General features: G+C 64.3%; 20 protein-coding genes and 1 other RNA gene. 16 read left to right on the top strand and 5 right to left on the bottom strand.

The genetic code is table 11. From position 1 onward, the window contains the following. Positions 1-64 precede the first annotated feature (64 nt). Positions 65-688: a glutathione S-transferase N-terminal domain-containing protein gene (locus B4L76_RS17360; protein ID WP_296234193.1), complete on the top strand. Its 624-nt coding sequence runs from the start codon at positions 65-67 to the stop codon at positions 686-688. 10 nt (positions 689-698) lie between these two features. Next, positions 699-1,127: a ClpXP protease specificity-enhancing factor gene (locus B4L76_RS17355; RefSeq protein ID WP_296234192.1), complete on the top strand. Its 429-nt coding sequence runs from the start codon at positions 699-701 to the stop codon at positions 1,125-1,127. A gap of 51 nt (positions 1,128-1,178) precedes the next feature. Here B4L76_RS17355 and B4L76_RS17350 read toward each other — a convergent pair whose 3' ends face one another. From B4L76_RS17350 to B4L76_RS17330, 5 genes are all read right to left on the bottom strand, one after another. Further along, positions 1,179-1,397: a YgdI/YgdR family lipoprotein gene (locus B4L76_RS17350; RefSeq protein WP_170032434.1), complete on the bottom strand. Its 219-nt coding sequence runs from the start codon at positions 1,395-1,397 to the stop codon at positions 1,179-1,181. A 97-nt stretch (positions 1,398-1,494) separates the two neighbouring features. Further along, the gene (locus B4L76_RS17345; protein ID WP_296234191.1) at positions 1,495-2,073 is read right to left on the bottom strand and encodes a BON domain-containing protein; all 579 of its coding nucleotides are present in this window, start codon (positions 2,071-2,073) and stop codon (positions 1,495-1,497) included. After that, entirely contained in the window at positions 2,070-2,663 is a 594-nt protein-coding gene (locus B4L76_RS17340) for a phosphoheptose isomerase (RefSeq protein ID WP_012274070.1), read from the bottom strand. The genes B4L76_RS17345 and B4L76_RS17340 overlap by 4 nt, the downstream gene beginning before the upstream one ends. 86 nt (positions 2,664-2,749) lie before the next feature. Further along, the gene (locus B4L76_RS17335; RefSeq protein WP_296234187.1) at positions 2,750-3,121 is read right to left on the bottom strand and encodes a YraN family protein; all 372 of its coding nucleotides are present in this window, start codon (positions 3,119-3,121) and stop codon (positions 2,750-2,752) included. After that, positions 3,121-4,938, bottom strand: a complete 1,818-nt coding sequence (locus B4L76_RS17330) for a penicillin-binding protein activator (protein ID WP_296234185.1) — start codon at positions 4,936-4,938, stop codon at positions 3,121-3,123. The genes B4L76_RS17335 and B4L76_RS17330 overlap by 1 nt, the downstream gene beginning before the upstream one ends. Positions 4,939-5,124: 186 nt before the next feature. Between B4L76_RS17330 and rsmI the strand changes: the two genes are divergently transcribed. The 14 genes from rsmI (at position 5,125) to B4L76_RS17260 (ending at position 20,122) form a co-directional block, all read left to right on the top strand. Further along, entirely contained in the window at positions 5,125-6,000 is an 876-nt protein-coding gene (gene rsmI / locus B4L76_RS17325; RefSeq protein WP_296234184.1) for a 16S rRNA (cytidine(1402)-2'-O)-methyltransferase, read from the top strand. 67 nt (positions 6,001-6,067) lie between these two features. Next, an RNA gene (gene rnpB, locus B4L76_RS17320) (RNase P RNA component class A) lies at positions 6,068-6,427 on the top strand. A gap of 307 nt (positions 6,428-6,734) precedes the next feature. Continuing rightward, positions 6,735-7,190: a division/cell wall cluster transcriptional repressor MraZ gene (mraZ, locus tag B4L76_RS17315; RefSeq protein ID WP_029612140.1), complete on the top strand. Its 456-nt coding sequence runs from the start codon at positions 6,735-6,737 to the stop codon at positions 7,188-7,190. Continuing rightward, positions 7,187-8,134: a 16S rRNA (cytosine(1402)-N(4))-methyltransferase RsmH gene (gene rsmH, locus B4L76_RS17310; RefSeq protein ID WP_414707215.1), complete on the top strand. Its 948-nt coding sequence runs from the start codon at positions 7,187-7,189 to the stop codon at positions 8,132-8,134. The genes mraZ and rsmH overlap by 4 nt, the downstream gene beginning before the upstream one ends. Beyond that, on the top strand, positions 8,131-8,424 hold the full coding sequence (gene ftsL, locus B4L76_RS17305; RefSeq protein WP_144171173.1) for a cell division protein FtsL: 294 nt from the start codon (positions 8,131-8,133) through the stop codon (positions 8,422-8,424). Before rsmH ends, ftsL begins: the two co-directional genes overlap by 4 nt. Further along, entirely contained in the window at positions 8,424-10,166 is a 1,743-nt protein-coding gene (locus tag B4L76_RS17300) for a peptidoglycan D,D-transpeptidase FtsI family protein (protein ID WP_296234201.1), read from the top strand. Before ftsL ends, B4L76_RS17300 begins: the two co-directional genes overlap by 1 nt. After that, positions 10,163-11,653 carry a UDP-N-acetylmuramoyl-L-alanyl-D-glutamate--2,6-diaminopimelate ligase gene (locus B4L76_RS17295; RefSeq protein WP_414707214.1) on the top strand — a complete coding sequence of 497 codons (1,491 nt, stop codon included), beginning with the start codon at positions 10,163-10,165 and terminating at the stop codon, positions 11,651-11,653. Before B4L76_RS17300 ends, B4L76_RS17295 begins: the two co-directional genes overlap by 4 nt. Continuing rightward, positions 11,646-13,013, top strand: a complete 1,368-nt coding sequence (locus B4L76_RS17290) for a UDP-N-acetylmuramoyl-tripeptide--D-alanyl-D-alanine ligase (RefSeq protein ID WP_296234180.1) — start codon at positions 11,646-11,648, stop codon at positions 13,011-13,013. Before B4L76_RS17295 ends, B4L76_RS17290 begins: the two co-directional genes overlap by 8 nt. Next, positions 13,013-14,095 (top strand): phospho-N-acetylmuramoyl-pentapeptide-transferase, encoded by a 1,083-nt coding sequence (gene mraY / locus B4L76_RS17285; protein WP_015271711.1) that lies wholly within the window; start codon positions 13,013-13,015, stop codon positions 14,093-14,095. The genes B4L76_RS17290 and mraY overlap by 1 nt, the downstream gene beginning before the upstream one ends. Before the next feature lie 6 nt (positions 14,096-14,101). After that, a complete protein-coding gene (gene murD, locus B4L76_RS17280) occupies positions 14,102-15,448 on the top strand; it encodes a UDP-N-acetylmuramoyl-L-alanine--D-glutamate ligase (RefSeq protein ID WP_296234178.1) in 1,347 nt (448 codons plus the stop codon). After that, a complete protein-coding gene (gene ftsW / locus B4L76_RS17275) occupies positions 15,445-16,659 on the top strand; it encodes a putative lipid II flippase FtsW (protein WP_414707213.1) in 1,215 nt (404 codons plus the stop codon). The genes murD and ftsW overlap by 4 nt, the downstream gene beginning before the upstream one ends. Then, on the top strand, positions 16,649-17,728 hold the full coding sequence (murG, locus tag B4L76_RS17270) for an undecaprenyldiphospho-muramoylpentapeptide beta-N-acetylglucosaminyltransferase (RefSeq protein WP_296234175.1): 1,080 nt from the start codon (positions 16,649-16,651) through the stop codon (positions 17,726-17,728). Before ftsW ends, murG begins: the two co-directional genes overlap by 11 nt. Further along, entirely contained in the window at positions 17,721-19,169 is a 1,449-nt protein-coding gene (gene murC, locus B4L76_RS17265) for a UDP-N-acetylmuramate--L-alanine ligase (RefSeq protein WP_225779162.1), read from the top strand. The genes murG and murC overlap by 8 nt, the downstream gene beginning before the upstream one ends. Then, on the top strand, positions 19,166-20,122 hold the full coding sequence (locus tag B4L76_RS17260) for a D-alanine--D-alanine ligase (protein ID WP_296234173.1): 957 nt from the start codon (positions 19,166-19,168) through the stop codon (positions 20,120-20,122). Before murC ends, B4L76_RS17260 begins: the two co-directional genes overlap by 4 nt. Position 20,123: the final 1 nt, after the last annotated feature.

Below are 20,123 nucleotides of genomic sequence, written 5' to 3'. Positions count from 1 at the left end.
CCTGGCCTCCACGGGCGCGTTTTCATTTACAGTTCCACAAGCATCCCGTGCGAGGAGGCGCTACATGGGCGCAACCAACAGGTTAGCCTGCTATTCCGACCCCGCTGATCACTATTCTCATCGGGTACGCCTCGTGCTGGCCGAGAAGGGTATCAGCGTGCAGGTCATCGATGTCGATCCTGGCCGCCTGCCGCCCAAGCTGGTCGAGGTGAACCCCTACGCAAGCGTGCCGACCCTGGTCGACCGTGACTTGGCGTTGTACGAATCGAGCGTTGTGATGGAATACCTCGAGGAGCGTTACCCGCATCCGCCGCTGATGCCGGTATACCCGGTGGCGCGCGGCAACAGCCGTTTGCTGATGCACCGCATACAGCGCGACTGGTGCGCCCTGGCCGATACCGTGCTCGATCCGCGCAGCAGCGAGGCTGCCCGTGCCGAGGCGCGCAAGGCCTTGCGCGAAAGCCTGACCGGGGTCTCGCCGTTGTTCGGCGAGTTCGCCTGCTTCATGAGCGAGGAGCAAAGCCTGGTCGATTGTTGTCTATTGCCCATACTCTGGCGTTTGCCGGTTTTGGGTATCGAGTTGCCGCGGCAAGCCAAGCCGTTGCTGGATTACATGGAGCGGCAGTTCGCCCGCGAGCCTTTCCAGGCGAGCCTGTCCTCCGTAGAACGTGAAATGCGCAAGCTTTAAGGAGCCGTTGATGAACTCCAGTCGCCCCTATCTGGTTCGAGCACTGTACGAGTGGATCGTCGACAACGATTGCACCCCCCATATGCTGGTAAACGCCGAATACCCGAAAGTCCAGGTGCCAGACGGTTTCGCCAGTGATGGCCAGATTGTCTTGAATATCTCACCGAACGCCGTGCGCAACCTGCACATGGACAATGACGCTGTCAGCTTCGAAGGCCGTTTCAGTGGCGTGTCCCATTCGTTGTTCGTGCCGTCTGGCGCCATCCTGGGAATCTATGCCCGAGAGAATGGCCAGGGCATGGTCTTCGAACTGGAGCCGTCGCAGGATGACATGCTCGACGACGAGGATGATGTGCAACCGGATGATGACGGCCCACCGGAGGGGGGCGGGCAACCACCGCGCCCGAGCGGCCGGCCAAGCCTCAAAGTGGTCAAGTAATGAAAAAGGCGACCTGTCCAGGTCGCCTTTTCTTTTGCCGCCAATAACGGATTACAGGTCGCTGATGGTGCGAACCTGGTCCTTGTTGATGCGGGTGCGCTTGCCGTCGAGCTGCTGGAACTCGTAGAAACCGGTATCGGCGTCGTATTCCGGTACGTCGACCGTCTGGATTTCCCGGCCGTCGTTGAGGGTGATCTGGCTAGGGGTTGAGCAGCCGGCCAGGGTGGCGAAGGTGCCGATCAGCAAGGCAGGCAGCAGAAGCTTTTTCATGCGGTGTTTCCTGGATATCTGAAAGGGGTGGAGCATGGTTGCCTGCCATGGCCCAATCGCAGGCGCGCCAACGAACAGGGCCATGGCAGGCAATGAATCAGTCGATGTACTCGAACAGCTTGACGATCTTCTGCACGCCCGACACGCCCTGCACCACGGCGGTGGCCGAGTTGGCCTCCTGCTGGGTGACCAGGCCGAGCAGGTAGACGATACCGTTTTCGGTAATGACCTTGATGCGCGAGCTGGGCACGGCATTGTCGGTCAGCATCTGGGCCTTGATCTTGGTAGTCAGCCAGGCGTCATTGTTGCGCGCCAGGATGGAGGAGGGCTGCATCACCTGCAGCTCGTTGTGCACTTTCTTCACCCGCTGGACCTGGCTGGCGGTTTGCTCGGCGAGGCTCTTGAGGTCGGCGCGCGGGGTCTGGCCTGCCAACAGGACGATGCCGTTGTAGCTGGTGACGACGATGTGCGAGCCCTTGTCCAGGTCGGGGCTGGCCTTGGCGATGTTGACCGAGGCCTTGGTTTCGATCAGCGAATCGTCGATCTTGCTGCCGATGGTGCGCGTGCCGCGGTCGTCTTCAATCGGCGAATTGCGGGCAGAGGTCAGTACCGAGCTGCAACCGGTAATGCTCAGGCACAGGGTCAAGGCCATCAGGCCGAGGCGCATAGGGGTCATTCTTCACTCCCGAACAGTTGGCTGTCGATCAGGTCACACAGGCAATGGATCGCCAGCAGGTGGACTTCCTGGATACGCGCGGTAACCGTAGAAGGTACACGGATTTCCACGTCCTCGGGCAGCAGCAGCGAAGCCATGCCGCCGCCGTCGCGGCCAGTCAATGCTACGACAATCATCTCGCGGTCATGTGCGGCCTGGATCGCCTGGATCACGTTGGCCGAGTTGCCGCTGGTAGAGATTGCCAGCAGAACGTCGCCGGGCTGGCCCAGGGCGCGGATCTGCTTGGAAAAGACCTCGTTATAGCTGTAGTCGTTGGCAATCGAGGTCAGGGTCGAGCTGTCGGTGGTCAGCGCGATCGCCGGCAGGCTCGGGCGCTCGCGCTCGAAACGGTTGAGCAGCTCCGAGGAAAAGTGCTGGGCATCACCGGCCGAGCCGCCGTTCCCGCAAGCGAGCATCTTGCCCTCGTTGAGCAGCGCGTTGACCATGACCAGGCTGGCCTGCTCGATGTGCGGTGCCAGGATGTCCATTGCCTGTTGCTTGGTATCGATGCTGGCCTGGAACAGCCGGCGAATTCGGGATTGCATGTCCATCTGGTGACCTTAAGTAGGGCGGTGGCCGGCGCGACGCGCAACAAGGACCAGCCCGCGAAACATAGAGCAAAAAAAACGAAGTGGGTTCAGCATTCGAAGGCGTTTTTCAGCCATTGCAGCGGCGTGCCTGCGTGGTGGCTACCCTGCAGGGCGACTACATCGAAGCGGCAGGGCTGGTCGCCCCAGTGGGCCTCCTGCTGCAGGAACAGGCTGGCGGCGAGCACCAACCGTTTCTGCTTGCGCCCGTCGATACTGCCGAGGGCGCCACCGAAGCCCGCGTGCAACCGGTAGCGGACTTCGACGAATACTACTGTATCGGCGTCGAGCATGACCAGATCAAGCTCACCGCCTTTGCATCGCCAGTTACGCGCCAGCAGTTGCAGACCCTGCCCTTGAAGGTACTCAAGGGCCTGGGTTTCTGCCGCCTGACCGGCGCTGGTGGGCGATGCTGCAGCCATCAGCGAGGGGTGTCAGGCAGGCGCTTGACCTGGCCACCGGCAAACTCGGCCCAAGGCAGCTGACGCTCGACACGCTGGTTGGCGTTCATGCTCAGGCTGCCCGAAAGGCCCATAACCCGGTTGTCCGGCAGTGCTTTCAGCTGGCCCAGGCGCGGCGCCAGGCTGTAGGCATCGACGCCCATGGCATACAGACGACCCAGGCTGCCGGCAGCTTGCGGCCACTGTTGCACCACCTGCTGGCGCAGGCTGTTGCTGGTGTCCAGCAACCACGGCGTTTCGCAGAAGCGGATGCCGTTCATGTCGTTGTACTGGTTGACGTCGCCGCTGGCGCTGTACAGGTTCGAGGTGGCGTAAACCGGCACGTCACCGGCGTACTGGAAGTTCAGCGTCGGCTTGATCTGCTGCGCCTGTTGCGGGGTCGAGGCGAGGAAGATGAAGTCGATGTCCTGACGGCGCGACGGTTGTGCAGCAATGCTGCCCCCTATCGTGCTTTGCAGGCTCTTGGCGCGGCCTTCGCTCTGACGCAGCTGGAACAGGTCGGCAATCTGCTGGGCCAGTGCGACTGGCTGGGCGATGCGCTCGGCGGCAAGCAGGGTGCCGCCGTTGCCTTCCCATTCCTGGCGGAAGGCGGCCAGGACGCGGTCACCCCATTCGCCGCTCGGTACCAGGGCCACGGCGCGCATCATGCCATCGGCGCGGGCGCGGCGTGCCACTTCGCGGGCTTCGTCTTCAGCCGCCAGGCCGAACTGGAACAGCTGCGGCGGCGCCTTTTGCCCGGCGTCGGCGTAGTTCAGCGCCAGGGTGGTGATCGGCAGTTGCGGTTTGCTGGCCAGTTGCTTGACCAGCGGCTTTTCCAGCGGGCCGATGACCAGTTGTACACCAGCGGCCTGGGCCTGGCGGTAGAAGTCGTCGAGCGAGCCGATGCGCGAGCTGTCGAACACCTGCACCGTCGGTGCTGGCTGGCCGGCTTGCTGGGCTTGGAAGTGCGCCGCCATGAAGCCGTCACGCAGGGCGCGGGCGACACCGGCCAGCGGGCCATCCTGGGGCAGCAGCAGGGCGATCTTGGTCAGTGGCTGGCTGGCCAGCTCCTTGAGCTTGGTCAGCGCCAGTGGCAGTTGCTGCGCGGCAGGGTGGCCCGGGTGCTGCTTGACCCAGGTGTCGATAGCGGCCTGTTGCTGTTCCAGGGTGCCGGCGCTTTTCACCGCGAAGGCCAGGCTGGCCCAGCCGGCCAGGGTCTGGTCATTGCCTGGCTGCTGCAGTTGCTCTGCCGGCAGCGAAGCGACCAGGGCCCAGATGGCGTCGTGGTTGGCGCTGGCGGCCTGGCCGCTGAGCAGCGGCGCCAGCAGCACGCGCTGCTGCGCGGCGGCCAGGGCCTGGCCATCGGCTTCCAGGGCGGCGGCGTGCACGCTGTAGGTGCGCACTTGTTGTTCTTCCGGCAGCTCGGCGACGCGCTGCAGGCTGGGGTGGGCCAGGGCTGCAAGGGCGGCCTTGGGCTGGTTGCGGCTCATGGCCAGCTCGGCGCCGAGGGTACTGGCAAATACCTGCTGGGCCGGTTTGAGCGTGTCCAGTGGCACCTGCTCGAGGATGCGTGCGGCGCGTGGGAAGTCCTTCTGCTTGTAGGCCAGGTCCGCCGCGCTCAGGCGCAACAGAGCTGCGTCTTCCGCGGACTTGCTGGAAGCGGCCTTTTCGAGCAGTTGCTCGATGCTGGCGTCCGGGGTGCGTGGCAGTTCGCCCAGGCTGGATGAGGGCGAGCTGGCGCAGGCTGCCAGCAGGGCAGCAAGGCAGAGGGCTGTGAACAGCCGCAGGCAAGCGATCATGTAAAGGTCCTGTTACTCGATCAAGGTGGCCGGCAATTGTACCCAAGCGTTGGCCGGGGCGCGATGTCGCCGTGTCGATCCTTCACTATAGGCGCCCAGCCAACGGCCGCTGGCGAAGTTCTTTGCGCCCTGTTGCAGGCGCTCGGGCTACAATGGCGGCTTTGATCCGGACGACAGGTGTGCGCAGTGACTGATGTGGCAGGGGCTTCGAAATCCACCGTGGGGACGCTTTATGTGGTCGCAACCCCCATCGGCAACCTCGACGACATGAGCGCCCGGGCGCTGAAAGTGCTGGCGGACGTGGCCCTGATTGCGGCCGAAGATACCCGTCATTCGATTCGCCTGCTGCAGCACTTCGGCATCGACACGCCGCTGGCGGCCTGCCATGAACACAACGAGCGCGACGAGGGCGGGCGTTTTCTCGCCAAGCTGCTGGCCGGCGAGAATGTGGCACTGGTTTCCGATGCGGGTACCCCGCTGATTTCCGACCCCGGCTATCACCTGGTGCGCCAGGCGCGCGCGGCAGGGGTGAACGTGGTGCCGGTACCGGGCGCCTGCGCGCTGATCGCCGCATTGTCGGCCGCCGGCCTGCCGTCGGACCGCTTCATCTTCGAAGGCTTCCTGCCGGCCAAGGCGGCCGGGCGCCGGGCGCGCCTGGAGCAAGTAAAGGAAGAGCCGCGCACGCTGATCTTCTATGAGGCCCCGCACCGTATTCTGGAATGCCTTGAGGACATGGAGGCGGTATTCGGTGGTGAGCGCCCGGCGTTGCTGGCGCGCGAGCTGACCAAGACCTTCGAGACGCTCAAGGGCTTGCCCCTGGCCGAGCTGCGGGCGTTCGTGGCCGGCGACAGCAACCAGCAGCGCGGCGAGTGCGTGGTGCTGGTCGGGGGTTGGAGTGCGCCGGAGGGTGAGCAGGCGATCAGTGCCGAGGCGCAGCGCGTGCTTGGGCTGCTGCTGGCCGAGTTGCCGCTCAAGCGGGCGGCGGCGCTGGCTGCGGAAATAACCGGGGTGCGCAAGAACCTGCTGTATCAATTTGCCCTGGAAAAGCAGAAGGCTGAGTAGTGGCGCTTTGATATAAGTGCCGGTATTGCTTGTTCTTGGGCGCGCGTGCCGTTAATCTTGACGGCGGAGAGTCGATCGGACAGTCGCTGCCTGTTTTTGTTCCGCAAGAACAGGGGGAGGAAAGTCCGGGCTCCACAGGGCAGAGTGCCAGGTAACGCCTGGGAGGCGCGAGCCTACGGAAAGTGCCACAGAAAATAACCGCCTAAGCACTTCGGTGCCGGTAAGGGTGAAAAGGTGCGGTAAGAGCGCACCGCACGGCTGGCAACAGTACGTGGCTAGGTAAACCCCACTCGGAGCAAGACCAAATAGGGTTCCATCAGGCGTGGCCCGCGTCGGAACCGGGTAGGTTGCTAGAGGCGTCCAGCGATGGCCGTCGTAGAGGAATGACTGTCCTCGACAAAACCCGGCTTACAGATCGACTCTCCACCTTCCTTCCCTGCTTGATTCGATAGCAGACGCTCTCTGGTAATACCGAAAAGATCTTACTCTTCATAAATTACTTTAACTTCGAACTCCATCGGTTTGTGTGGGTTTGATTTTTCTTGTGTTTTTTTCTCCTCGGCAGTCGTTCCCCCTTCCTTTAATGCGCTAAATCTCGGTCCTGTAAGGCTTTTCCTTCCGAACGTGCCTTGACGGTGCTGCGGGCGGATTCCTATAGTGTGCGCAAGTGGCAGAAAGTGGGATGAAGTGGGTTTTCTGGCACAAAAAAGATAACATTGTGGGGAATCGCAGCCGTGTTCCGCGGAGCCAACGCCGTCAGCCTCGATGCCAAGGGACGTCTCGCCATGCCGAGCCGGTACCGTGACGAGCTCGATTCGCGTTGCAATGGTCAGCTGATCGTGACCATCGACGCCGTTGACCCCTGCTTGTGTGTTTATCCCCTCGATGAGTGGGAACAGATAGAAGCCAAGTTGCGCGCCTTGCCATCGTTGCGTGAGGAAAACCGCCGCCTGCAGCGTTTGCTGATCGGTAACGCGGTTGACCTGGAGCTCGATGGCAGCGGGCGTTTCCTGGTGCCGCCCCGTTTGCGTGAGTACGCCAGGCTCGACAAGAAGGCGATGCTGGTGGGGCAACTGAACAAATTCCAGCTGTGGGATGAAGATGCCTGGAACGCGGTTTCGGCAGCCGACCTTGCAGCTATTCAACAACCGGGCGCCATGCCCGACGAATTGCGTGACCTGATCCTGTGACCATAGATAGCGGCTTCAACCACATTACCGTCCTGCTCGACGAGGCTGTCGAGGCATTGGCCCTGCGCGCCGACGGTTGCTATCTGGACGGCACTTTCGGCCGTGGCGGACACAGCCGGCTGATTCTCAGCAAGCTCGGGCCGCAAGGGCGGCTGCTGGGGTTCGACAAGGATCCACAGGCGATTGCCACCGGGCAAGCGCTGGCGGCCGAAGACGGCCGCTTTGTCATTGTGCAGCGCAGCTTTGCCGAGCTGGGCGCGGAAGTGGCCGAGCGCGGCCTGCATGGCAAGGTCAGCGGCGTTTTGCTGGACCTGGGCGTGTCATCGCCGCAGCTGGATGACCCCGAGCGCGGCTTCAGCTTCCTCAATGATGGCCCGCTGGACATGCGCATGAACCCGGACCAGGGCATCAGCGCTGCCGAATTCATCGCCACGGCACCTGAAGAAGAAATTGCCCGGGTGTTCAAGGAATACGGCGAAGAGCGTTTCGCCAAACGCATGGCCCGCGCCGTGGTACTGCGCCGCGAACAGCAGCCGTTTACCCGCACCGGCGATCTCGCCGAAGTGCTGAAAGTGGCCAACCCGGCCTGGGAGAAGGGCAAAAACCCGGCGACCCGCGCATTCCAGGGCCTGCGCATTCACGTCAATAACGAACTCGGTGACCTCGAGGCAGGCCTGGAGGCCGCGATCGATGCGCTGGAAGTGGGCGGCCGCCTGGCGGTGATCAGCTTCCATTCGCTGGAAGACCGCATCGTCAAACTGTTTATGCGCAAGCTGGCCAAGGGCGAGGCCGACAACCTGCCGCGCAACCTGCCGGTGCAGCACAAGGTCTTCGAACCGAAAATCAGGCTCATCGGCAAGGCCCAGTTCGCCTCCGACGCCGAGCTCAAGGCCAACCCGCGGGCGCGCAGCGCCGTCATGCGGGTGGCGGAGAAGCTGCGGTGAGCAGGTTGTTTGCCAAACCCTTGCCAGGCGGAAGCTTCCTGATGCTTCTGCTGTTCGTTGCCGTGCTGATTTCGGCCATCGCCGTGTCCTACAGCGCGCACTGGAACCGTCAGTTGCTCAATACCCTGTACGGCGAGCTGAACGAGCGCGACAAGGCGCAGGCCGAGTGGGGCCGGCTAATCCTCGAGCAAAGTACCTGGACGGCTGCCAGCCGTATCGAAAGCCTGGCTTCCGAACAGCTGAAGATGCGCGTGCCCTCCGCTGACGAAGTACGGATGGTGGCGCCATGATGAAGCTCGAAGGCGCACTGTACCCGTGGCGCTTCCGCGTGGTGATCGGCTTGCTGGCGATCATGGTCGGTGCCATCTGCTGGCGCATCATCGACCTGCAGGTGGTCGACCGTGACTTCCTCAAGGGCCAGGGCGACGCACGCAGCCTGCGTCATATTCCCATCCCGGCACACCGCGGCCTGATCACCGACCGTAACGGCGAACCACTGGCGGTCAGTACTCCGGTCACCACCCTGTGGGCCAACCCCAAGGAAATGCAGGCCTCCAAGGATCGCTGGCCACAGCTGGCCGCTGCATTGGGCCAGAACCCGCAACAACTGGCCCAGCGCCTGACCCAGCAGGCCAGCAAAGAGTTCATCTACCTGGTCCGGGGCCTGACTCCGGAGCAGGGCCAGCACGTGCTCGACCTGAAAGTACCGGGCGTGTACGGCCTGGAGGAATTCCGCCGCTTCTATCCGGCCGGTGATGTCACTGCCCATATGGTCGGCTTCACCGACCTCGACGACCACGGTCGTGAAGGGGTGGAGCTGGCCTATGACGAGTGGCTGGCTGGAGTGCCCGGCAAACGGCAAGTGATCAAGGACCGGCGCGGCCGGCTGATCAAGGACATCCAGGTAACCAAGAACGCCAAGGCCGGAAAGACCTTGGCGTTGTCGATAGACCTGCGCCTGCAGTACCTGGCCACTCGCGAATTGCGCAATGCCATTGCCGAGCAGGACGCCAAGGCCGGCAGCCTGGTGATCATGGACGTGAAGACCGGCGAGGTCCTGGCCATGGTCAACCAGCCAACCTACAACCCTAACAACCGCCGCAGCATGTTCCCGGCCGCCATGCGTAACCGGGCGATCATCGACGTGTTCGAACCGGGCTCCACGGTCAAGCCGATTTCCATGAGTGCGGCGCTGCAGAGTGGCCGCTGGAAACCGACCGACAAGGTCGAGGTATACCCGGGCAGCCTGCAGATCGGTCGCTACACCATCAAGGACGTGTCCAAGAGCGAGGGGCCGATCCTCGACCTGACCGGCATCCTGATCAACTCCAGTAACGTCGGCATGAGCAAGATCGCCTTCGACATCGGTGGCGAGGCTATCTACCGGGTCATGTCCCAGGTCGGCCTGGGCCAGTACACAGGCCTTGGCTTCCCTGGCGAGCGCGTCGGCAACCTGCCCAACCACCGTGAGTGGCGCAAGGCCGAGACCGCGACCCTGTCCTATGGCTATGGCGTGTCGGTAACCGCCCTGCAACTGGTGCATGCCTACGCGGCGCTGGCCAACGACGGCAAGATGGTGCCGCTGTCGATCCTCAAGGTCGACAAGGCGCCGGAAGCTGTGCAGGCCATTCCGAAGGAAACCGCCGAAACCATCCAGGGCATGCTGCAGCAGGTGATCGAAGCGCCGCGCGGCGTGTTCCGCGCCCAGGTGCCGTTCTACCACGTGGCCGGCAAGTCCGGTACCGCGCGCAAGGCGACCGTGGGTTCCAAGGGTTACACCGAGAACGCCTACCGCTCGCTGTTCGCTGGCTTCGGGCCGATGAGCGACCCACGCTACGCGATCGTCGTGGTCATCGACGAACCGGGTAAGGGCGGCTACTTCGGTGGCCTGGTTTCGGCGCCGGTGTTCAGCAAGGTCATGTCCGGCACCCTGCGCCTGATGAACGTGCCGCCGGACAACCTGCCGCCACCAGCCCCCGTCGAACAACCTCAAGTCACTGCCGCAGCAGCCGCCAAGGGAGGGCGTGGATGATGACAATGCCATTGAGCAAGCTTTTCGCCCACGCCAGCCGTGACCCGCTGATCCGTGAATTGACCCTGGACAGCCGCAACGTGCGCCCAGGTGACCTGTTCCTGGCCGTGCCGGGGGCCAAGGTCGATGGCCGCGAGCATATCGCTGATGCCCTGGCCCGTGGCGCTGCCGCCGTGGCCTATGAGGAGCAGGGCGCCAACGTGCTGCCGCTGACCGAGGTGCCGCTGATCCCGGTCAAAGGCCTGATCGCCCAGCTGTCGGACATCGCCGGTCGCTTCTATGGCGAACCGAGCCGCCAGCTGGACCTGGTGGGCGTGACCGGCACCAACGGCAAGACCAGCGTCACCCAGCTGGTGGCCCAGGCCCTTGACCTGCTCGGCCAGCGATGCGGCCTGATCGGCACCTTGGGTACCGGCTTCTACGGTGAACTGCAGAGCGGTCGCCTGACCACGCCGGACCCGATCGCCGTACAGTCGACGCTCAACGACCTGAAAAAGGCTGGTGCCAAGGCTGTGGCCATGGAGGTTTCCTCCCACGCCCTGGAGCAGGGCCGTGTCGCCGCGCTGGAGTTCGACATCGCGGTGATGACCAACCTGTCCCGCGACCACCTCGACTACCACGGCAGCATGGAGGCCTACGAGGCCGCCAAGGCCAAGTTGTTCGCCTGGCCAAGCCTGCGCTGCCAGGTGGTCAACCTGGACGACGCCTTCGGCCGCCGGTTGGCCGACGATTTTGCCCGGCGGTCGAGTTTCGACCATATCGAGACCCGCTTGCTCAGTTACAGCCTGGAAAACCCGGACGCCTCGCTGTTCTGCCGGGAAGCGCTGTTCACTGACGATGGCGTGCGGGCCACCCTGGTCACTGCCCAGGGCGAGCGTACCTTGCGCAGCCAGCTGCTGGGCCGCTTCAACCTCAGCAACATGCTCGCCGCCGTGGCCACCCTGCTGGCGCTGGACTATGCGCTGGACGAAATCCTCAAGGTTACCCCGCAACTGCAGGGGCCGGTAGGCCGCATGCAGCGCCTGGGCGGTGGTGACAAGCCGCTGGTGGTGGTTGACTACGCGCACACGCCGGACGCCCTGGAGAAAGTGCTTGAAGCCCTGCGCCCGCACGCGCACGGCAAGCTGCTGTGCCTGTTCGGCTGCGGTGGTGACCGTGACCGCGGCAAGCGCCCGCTGATGGCCGAAGTGGCCGAGCGCCTGGCCGACCGCGTGCTGGTCACCGATGACAACCCGCGCAGCGAAGACCCGCTGCGTATCTTCGACGACATCCGCCCCGGTTTTGCCAAGCCAGGCGCAGTCGAGTTCATTGCCGGTCGTGGCGAAGCCATCGCGCACCTGATCGCCACGGCGGCTGCCGACGACGTGCTCGTGCTGGCGGGCAAGGGGCACGAGGATTACCAGGAGATCAATGGCCAGCGCCATGCGTTCTCCGACCTGATCGAAGCCGAGAAGGCACTTGCAGCCTGGGAGGCGCCACATGCTTAAGCCGATGTCACTCAGCCAGCTGGCCACAGCACTGGGTGGTCAGCAAATGGGTGCAGACGCGACGTTCACCGGCGTCAGTATCGACAGCCGTAGTGTCAGCGTCGGGCAACTGTTCGTCGCCCTGGCCGGCCCGCGTTTCGATGGCCATGACTACCTGGCCGATGTGAAGGCCAAGGGCGCCGTGGCGGCGCTGGTCGAGCGCGAAGTGGCCGATGTCGACCTGCCGCAGCTACTGGTCGCCGACTGCCGCCTGGCCCTTGGCCGGCTTGGCGCGCTGAACCGTGCAGGCTTCGACAAGCCGGTGGTGGCCATTACCGGTTCCAGCGGCAAGACCACGGTCAAGGAGATGCTGGCCAGCATCCTGCGTACCCGTGGCCTGGTACACGCAACCCGGGGCAACCTCAACAACGACCTCGGCGCGCCGCTGACCCTGCTGGAAATTGCCCCCGAGCACAGCGCCGCAGTGATCGAGCTGGGCGCTTCGCGGATTGGCGAGATCCGCTACACCGTCGGTCTGACCCAGCCCCAGGTGGTCATCATCAACAACGCCGGTACCGCCCACGTCGGCGAGTTCGGCGGCCCGGAGAAGATCGTCGAAGCCAAGGGCGAAATCCTCGAAGGCCTGGGCGATGGCGGTACTGCGATCCTCAACCTGGCGGACAAGGCGTTCGATATCTGGCGCAAGCGCGCCGGCAACCACCGGATTGTCAGCTTTGCCCTGGACAACCCGCAGGCCGACTTCCACGCCAGCGACATCGGTCGTGACGCCCGTGGCTGCCCATCGTTCACCTTGCACGGGCCGGACGGCAGCGTGCCGGTGCAACTGAACCTGCTGGGCACGCATAACGTCAGCAACGCACTCGCCGCTGCCGCCGCAGCGCATGCCGTTGGTCTGAGCCTGAGCGGTATCGCCGCCGGCCTGGCTGCCGTTCAACCGGTCAAGGGCCGTACCGTAGCGCAGATTGCAGCGAACGGTGTGCGGGTGATCGACGACAGTTACAACGCAAATCCCACCTCCATGTGCGCGGCCATTGATATACTCGCCGGCTTTTCCGGGCGCACCGTTCTGGTGCTTGGGGATATCGGCGAACTGGGGCAATGGGCGGAAGAAGGCCACCGTCAGGTGGGCGATTACGCGCGAGGCAAGGTCGACGTCCTTTATGCAGTGGGGGCCAACATGGCCCATGCGGTAAAGGCATTCGGCGCCAATGGGCACCATTTCGCTACTCAAGCTGAGCTGATCGACGCCGTCAGGGCCGAGAATGCCAGCGACACCACTATCTTGATCAAGGGCTCGCGCAGCGCTGCGATGGAAAACGTCGTGGCGGCATTGTGCGGTGCCAGCGGGGAGAAACATTAATGCTGCTGCTGTTGGCCGAGTATCTGCAACAGTTCCACAAAGGCTTCGCGGTCTTCCAGTACCTGTCCCTGCGCGGGATCCTTGGTGTACTGACCGCGTTGTCGCTGGCGCTGTGGCTGGGGCCGTGGATGATCCGTACCCTGCAAATTCGCCAGATCGGCCAGGCCGTACGTAACGACGGCCCGCAATCGCACCTGTCCAAATCCGGTACCCCGACCATGGGTGGCGCGCTGATCCTGTCCGCCATTGCCGTCAGCACCCTGCTGTGGGCCGACCTGACCAACCGTTATGTGTGGGTGGTGCTGATCGTGACCCTGGCCTTCGGTGCCATCGGCTGGGTCGACGACTACCGCAAGGTGATCGAGAAGAACTCGCGGGGCCTGCCAAGCCGCTGGAAGTATTTCTGGCAGTCGGTGTTTGGCCTGGCTGCAGCCGTGTTCCTGTACAAGACTGCGCCGACCAGCGTCGAGACCACGCTGATTCTGCCGTTCATCAAGGACGTCACCATTCCACTGGGCATCGGCTTTGTCGTGCTGACCTACTTCGTCATCGTCGGCTCGAGCAACGCGGTCAACCTCACCGATGGCCTCGACGGTCTGGCGATCATGCCGACGGTCATGGTCGGCGGCGCCCTGGGCATCTTCTGCTACCTGTCGGGTAACGTGAAGTTCGCCGAATACCTGCTGATCCCCTACGTGCCGGGCTCCGGCGAGCTGATCGTGTTCTGCGGCGCACTGATCGGTGCCGGCCTGGGCTTCCTGTGGTTCAACACCTACCCGGCCCAGGTGTTCATGGGGGACGTCGGCGCACTGGCGCTGGGCGCCGCGCTGGGCACCATCGCCGTGATCGTCCGCCAGGAAATCGTGCTGTTCATCATGGGCGGCGTGTTCGTCATGGAAACCCTGTCGGTGGTGATCCAGGTCGCCTCCTTCAAGCTGACCGGCAAACGCGTGTTCCGCATGGCGCCGATCCACCACCATTTTGAACTCAAGGGCTGGCCGGAACCACGGGTGATCGTCCGCTTCTGGATCATCACCGTGATCCTGGTGCTGATCGGCCTTGCAACCCTGAAACTGAGGTAGATGAGCGTGTCTCTGATCGCTTCCGACCAATTCCGCATCGTTGTCGGCCTCGGCAAGAGCGGCATGTCCCTGGTTCGCTTCCTGGCGAGCCGGGGCATTGCCTTTGCGGTCGCCGATACCCGCGAGCAACCGCCGGAACTGGACACCCTGCGCCGTGATTACCCGCAGGTGGAAGTGCGCTGTGGTGAGTTGGACGTGGACTTCCTGTGCCGCGCCAACGAGCTGTACGTGAGCCCCGGCCTGGCCCTGGCTACCCCGGCGCTGCAGCAGGCGGCGGCGCGTGGCGTGAAGCTGTCGGGTGACATCGAACTGTTCGCCCGCCATGCCAAGGCGCCGATCGTTGCCATCAGTGGTTCCAATGCCAAGAGCACCGTGACCACCCTGGTCGGCGACATGGCCGCCAAGGCCGGCAAGCGCGTCGCGGTCGGCGGCAACCTCGGTACCCCGGCGCTGGACCTGCTGGCCGACGACGTCGAGCTGTACGTACTTGAACTGTCCAGCTTCCAGCTGGAAACCACCGACCAGCTCAACGCTGAAGTGGCGACCGTGCTGAACATCAGCGAAGACCACATGGACCGCTACAGCGGCCTGCCGGCCTACCACCTGGCCAAGCACCGGATCTTCCGTGGGGCGCGCCAGGTCGTGGTCAACCGCCAGGACGCGCTGAGCCGGCCGCTGCCGGTGGAAGGCCGACCATGCTGGACCTTTGGTCTCAACCAGCCGGACTTCAAGGCCTTTGGCCTGCGCGAAGTCGACGGCGAGAAATACCTGGCATTCGAGTTTCAGCTGCTGATGCCGGTGCGTGAGCTGAAGATTCGTGGCGCCCACAACCAGAGCAACGCGCTGGCGGCGCTGGCCCTGGGGCATGCTGCCGGCCTGTCGTTCGAACCCATGCTCGAAGCCCTGCGCGAGTTCACCGGCCTGGCCCACCGTTGCCAGTGGGTACGCGAGCGTAACGGGGTGAACTGGTACGACGATTCCAAGGCCACCAACGTCGGTGCTGCCCTGGCTGCCATCGAAGGCCTGGGCGCCGATATCGAGGGCAGGCTGGTGCTGATTGCCGGTGGTGATGGCAAGGGTGCCGATTTCACCGCACTGCGCGAGCCGGTCCAGCGCTTCTGCCGCGCCGTGGTCCTGCTTGGCCGTGACGCCGAGCGCCTGGCCCAGGCCCTGGGCGATGGCGTGCCGCTGGTGCGGGTCGGGACTCTCGACGAGGCCGTGCAGCAATGCGCCGAACTGGCCCAGGCTGGCGATGCCGTGCTGCTGTCGCCGGCCTGCGCCAGCCTCGACATGTTCCGCAACTTCGAAGAACGCGGGCGCCTGTTCGCCCAGGCAGCAGGAGGCCTCGCATGATCTTCGGCATCCTCAAGCCGTACCCATCGCCGCTGATCAGTGGCCGGGGCATCGACCTGGACTTCCCGATGCTTGCCGGCTGCCTGGCATTGCTGGGCCTGGGCCTGGTCATGATCACCTCGGCCTCTTCGGAAGTGGCTGCGGTGCAGTCGGGCAATCCGCTTTATCACATGTTCCGCCACCTGGTGTACGTGTTCCTCGGCCTGGTGGCCTGTGGCGCGACCATGATGGTGCCGATCGCCACCTGGCAGCGCATGGGCTTCACCATGCTGCTGGGCGCCTTCGGCTTGCTGGTACTGGTGCTGGTGCCGGGTATCGGCCGTGAAGTGAACGGTTCCATGCGCTGGATCGGTTTCAGCTTCTTCAACGTGCAGCCTTCGGAAATTGCCAAGGTGTTCGTGGTCGTGTACCTGGCGGGCTACCTGGTACGCCGGCAGACCGAGGTGCGTGAAACCTGGATGGGCTTCTTCAAACCGTTCATCGTGCTGCTACCCATGGCTGCCCTGCTGCTGATGGAGCCGGATTTCGGCGCCACCGTGGTAATGATGGGCGCGGCGGCTGCCATGCTGTTCCTCGGCGGTGTCGGGCTGTTCCGCTTCAGCCTGATGGTGGTGCTGGCGGTGGTCGCGGTGTTCGTCCTGGTACAGGCGCAGCCTTACCGCATGGCGCGCCTGATCACCTTCACCGACCCGTGGTCGGATCAGTTCGGCTCGGGTTACCAGCTGACCCAGGCGCTGATTGCCTTCGGCCGTGGTGAGTGGCTGGGTGTTGGCCTGGGCAACAGCGTGCAGAAGCAGTTCTACCTGCCGGAAGCGCACACCGACTTCGTGTTTTCGGTCCTCGCCGAGGAGCTCGGTGTGGTCGGTTCGTTGCTGACCGTCGCACTGTTCGTGTTCGTCACCGTACGGGCCCTGTACATCGGCCTTTGGGCCGAAAAGGCCAAACAGTTCTTTGCCGCCTATGTCGCGTTCGGGCTGGCCTTCCTGTGGATTGGCCAGTTCCTGATCAACATCGGCGTGAACGTCGGCCTGCTGCCGACCAAGGGCTTGACCCTGCCGTTCCTCAGTTACGGGGGCAGCTCGCTGGTGATCTGCTGTGCCTGCGTCGGCCTGTTGCTGCGCATCGAATGGGAAAGCCGCACGCACCTGGGTAGCGAGGAGCACGAATTCAGCGAAAGCGATTTTGCCGAGGAGACCAGTCATGGCCGCTGACGGCAAGAACGTACTGATCATGGCTGGCGGCACCGGGGGCCACGTGTTCCCCGCGCTGGCCTGCGCCCGTGAGTTCCAGGCCCGCGGTTACCGCGTGCACTGGCTGGGCACCCCGCGTGGCATCGAGAACGAGCTGGTGCCCCAGGCTGGCCTGCCGTTGCACCTGATCCAGGTCAGCGGCCTGCGCGGCAAGGGCAAGCTGTCATTGCTCAAGGCACCGTTCACCCTGGTCAAGGCCGTGCTGCAGGCCCGGCGCATCATCCGCCAGCTCGAACCGGTGTGCGTGCTGGGCTTTGGCGGCTACGTCACCGGCCCCGGCGGCGTGGCCGCGCGGCTGTGCGGTGTGCCGCTGGTGATCCACGAGCAGAATGCCCGTGCCGGTACCGCCAATCGGTTGCTGGTGCCACTCTCGGCGCGGGTCTGCGAAGCTTTCCCGGACACCTTCGAGGCCAGCGACAAACGTCGCACCACCGGCAACCCGGTACGCCCGGAGCTGTTCATGGACGCGCAACGCGCGCCCCTGGCCGAGCGCCGCGCCCGCCTGTTGGTGCTCGGTGGCAGCCTGGGTGCGGAACCATTGAACAAATTGTTGCCTAAGGCCCTGTCCGAAGTGCCCGCTGCGCTGCGGCCAGAGGTGTTCCACCAGGCCGGCAAGCAACATGCACCGATTACCGCCGAGCGTTATCGCGAGGCCGGTGTCGAGGCTCAGGTAGAGCCCTTCATCAAGGACATGGCCCAGGCCTATGGCTGGGCCGACATGGTGGTGTGCCGGGCCGGTGCCCTGACCGTCAGCGAGCTGGCGGCAGCAGGCCTGCCTTCGCTGCTGGTGCCGTTGCCCCACGCCATCGACGACCACCAGACCCACAACGCCCAATATCTGGCCCGGGAAGGTGCTGCCTTCCTGATGCCACAAGCAACAACTGGCGCAGCGCAGCTCGCTGAACGCCTGAACGAGGTGCTGATGCAACCCGAGAAACTCAACGTCATGGCAGGCACCGCGCGGCGCCTGGCCAAACCTGCTGCAACCAGCACCGTGGTCGATATCTGCCTGGAGGTGGCCCATGGTTGAGAGCCAGAAAGCCATGCCCCAGCCGAAAATGGGCCGCATCCGCCGTATTCACTTCGTCGGTATAGGCGGTGTGGGCATGTGCGGCATCGCCGAAGTGTTGCTGAACCTGGGCTATGAAGTGTCCGGTTCCGACCTGAAAGCCTCGCCGGTTACCGAGCGTCTGGAATCGTTCGGCGCCGAGATCTTCGTCGGGCATCGCGCCGAGAACGCCGCCACCGCCGACGTGCTGGTGGTGTCCAGCGCGATCAACCCGGCCAACCCGGAGGTCGCCACCGCGCTGGAACGGCGCATTCCGGTGGTGCCGCGTGCCGAAATGCTCGCCGAGCTGATGCGTTACCGCCATGGCGTCGCCGTTGCCGGTACCCACGGCAAGACCACTACCACCAGCCTGCTGGCCTCGGTATTCGCCGCCGGCGGCCTGGACCCGACCTTCGTCATCGGTGGCCGCCTGACGGCTGCCGGGACCAATGCCCAGCTGGGCACCAGCCGCTACCTGATCGCCGAAGCAGACGAAAGCGACGCCAGCTTCCTGCACCTGCAGCCGATGGTGGCGGTGGTCACCAACATTGACGCCGACCACATGGCGACCTACGAAGGCGACTTCAACAAGCTGAAGAAAACCTTCGTCGAGTTCCTCCACAACCTGCCGTTCTACGGCCTGGCCGTGATGTGCCTGGACGACCCGGTGGTGCGCGAGATCCTGCCGCAGGTCAAGCGCCCGACCGTGACCTACGGTTTCAGCGAAGAAGCCGACGTACGCGCCATCAACGTGCGCCAGCAGGGCATGCAGACCCATTTCACCGTGCTGCGGCGGGACCGCGAGCCGCTGGAAGTGTCGGTGAACATGCCCGGCAACCACAACGTGCTCAATGCCTTGGCCACCATCGCCATCGCCACTGACGAGGGCATCACCGACGAGGCCATCGTCCAGGGCCTGTCAGGCTTCCAGGGGGTCGGTCGACGCTTCCAGGTGTACGGCGAACTGCCGGTCGAAGGCGGCAGCGTGATGCTGGTCGACGACTACGGCCACCACCCGACCGAAGTGGCGGCGGTGATCAAGGCCGTGCGCGGTGGCTGGCCAAGCCGCCGCCTGGTGATCGTCTACCAGCCGCACCGCTACAGCCGCACCCGCGACCTGTACGACGATTTCGTCCAGGTGCTGGGCGATGCCAACGTGCTGCTGCTGATGGAAGTCTACCCGGCGGGCGAAGAGCCGATTCCCGGTGCCGACAGCCGCCAGCTGTGCCACAGCATCCGCCAGCGCGGCAAGCTGGACCCGATCTACATCGAACGTGGCGTCGAGCTGGCGCCGCTGGTCAAGCCACTGCTGCGCGCTGGCGACATCCTGATCTGCCAGGGTGCCGGTGATGTCGGCGGGCTGGCCCCGCAATTGATGAAAAGCCCGCTGTTCGCAGGCGCCAAGCAGGAGAAGTCGAAATGACCAGCGCCTACGCAAAACTGCACTCGACCCTGGACGTCAAGGCGTTCGGCCGCGTCGCGGTGCTGTACGGCGGCAAGAGTGCCGAGCGTGAAGTGTCGCTGAAGTCCGGCGCCGCGGTGATCGACGCGCTGACCACCGCCGGAGTCGACGTGGTCGCCATCGACGTGGGTGACGACCTGCTCGAGCGCCTGCAAAGCGAGAAGATCGACCGCGCCTTCATCATCCTCCACGGCCGTGGCGGTGAAGACGGTAGCATGCAGGGCCTGCTCGAGTGCCTGGGCATCCCTTACACCGGCAGCGGCATCCTTGCCTCGGCGTTGGCCATGGACAAGCTGCGCACCAAGCAGGTGTGGCAGAGCCTGGGCATTCCGACCCCACGCCATGCCGTGCTGGCTAGCGAAGAGGATTGCCGCGTGGCCGCCACGGAACTGGGCTTCCCGCTGATCGTCAAACCTGCCCATGAAGGTTCCAGCATCGGCATGGCCAAGGTGAACAGCGCCGAGGAGCTGGTCGCCGCCTGGCAGGATGCCGCCAATTACGATTCGCAGGTACTGGTGGAGCAGTGGATCCACGGCCCGGAGTTCACCGTCGCGGTATTGCGCGGCCAGGTGCTGCCGCCGATCGCCCTGGGTACGCCGCACGTGTTCTACGACTACGACGCCAAGTACATCGCCAACGATACCCAGTATCGCATTCCGTGCGGCCTGGACAGTGTCAAGGAGCAGGAACTGATCGACCTGACCGCGCGCGCCTGCGATGCCATCGGCATCGAAGGCTGGGGGCGGCTGGACGTGATGCAGGACGAGCAGGGCCGGTTCTGGCTGCTCGAAGTCAACACCGCACCCGGCATGACCGACCATAGCCTGGTGCCCATGGCGGCTCGCGCGGCCGGCCTGGACTTCCAGCAACTGGTGCTGGCGATCCTGGCCGAAAGCGTGGCGACGCGAGGTTAAC

This window comes from Pseudomonas sp. UBA4617 (assembly GCF_002386445.1).
Taxonomy (GTDB): domain Bacteria; phylum Pseudomonadota; class Gammaproteobacteria; order Pseudomonadales; family Pseudomonadaceae; genus Aquipseudomonas.
Note: the sequence above shows the minus strand (reverse complement) of the source record. Positions and strands in the feature narration are given on the sequence as shown.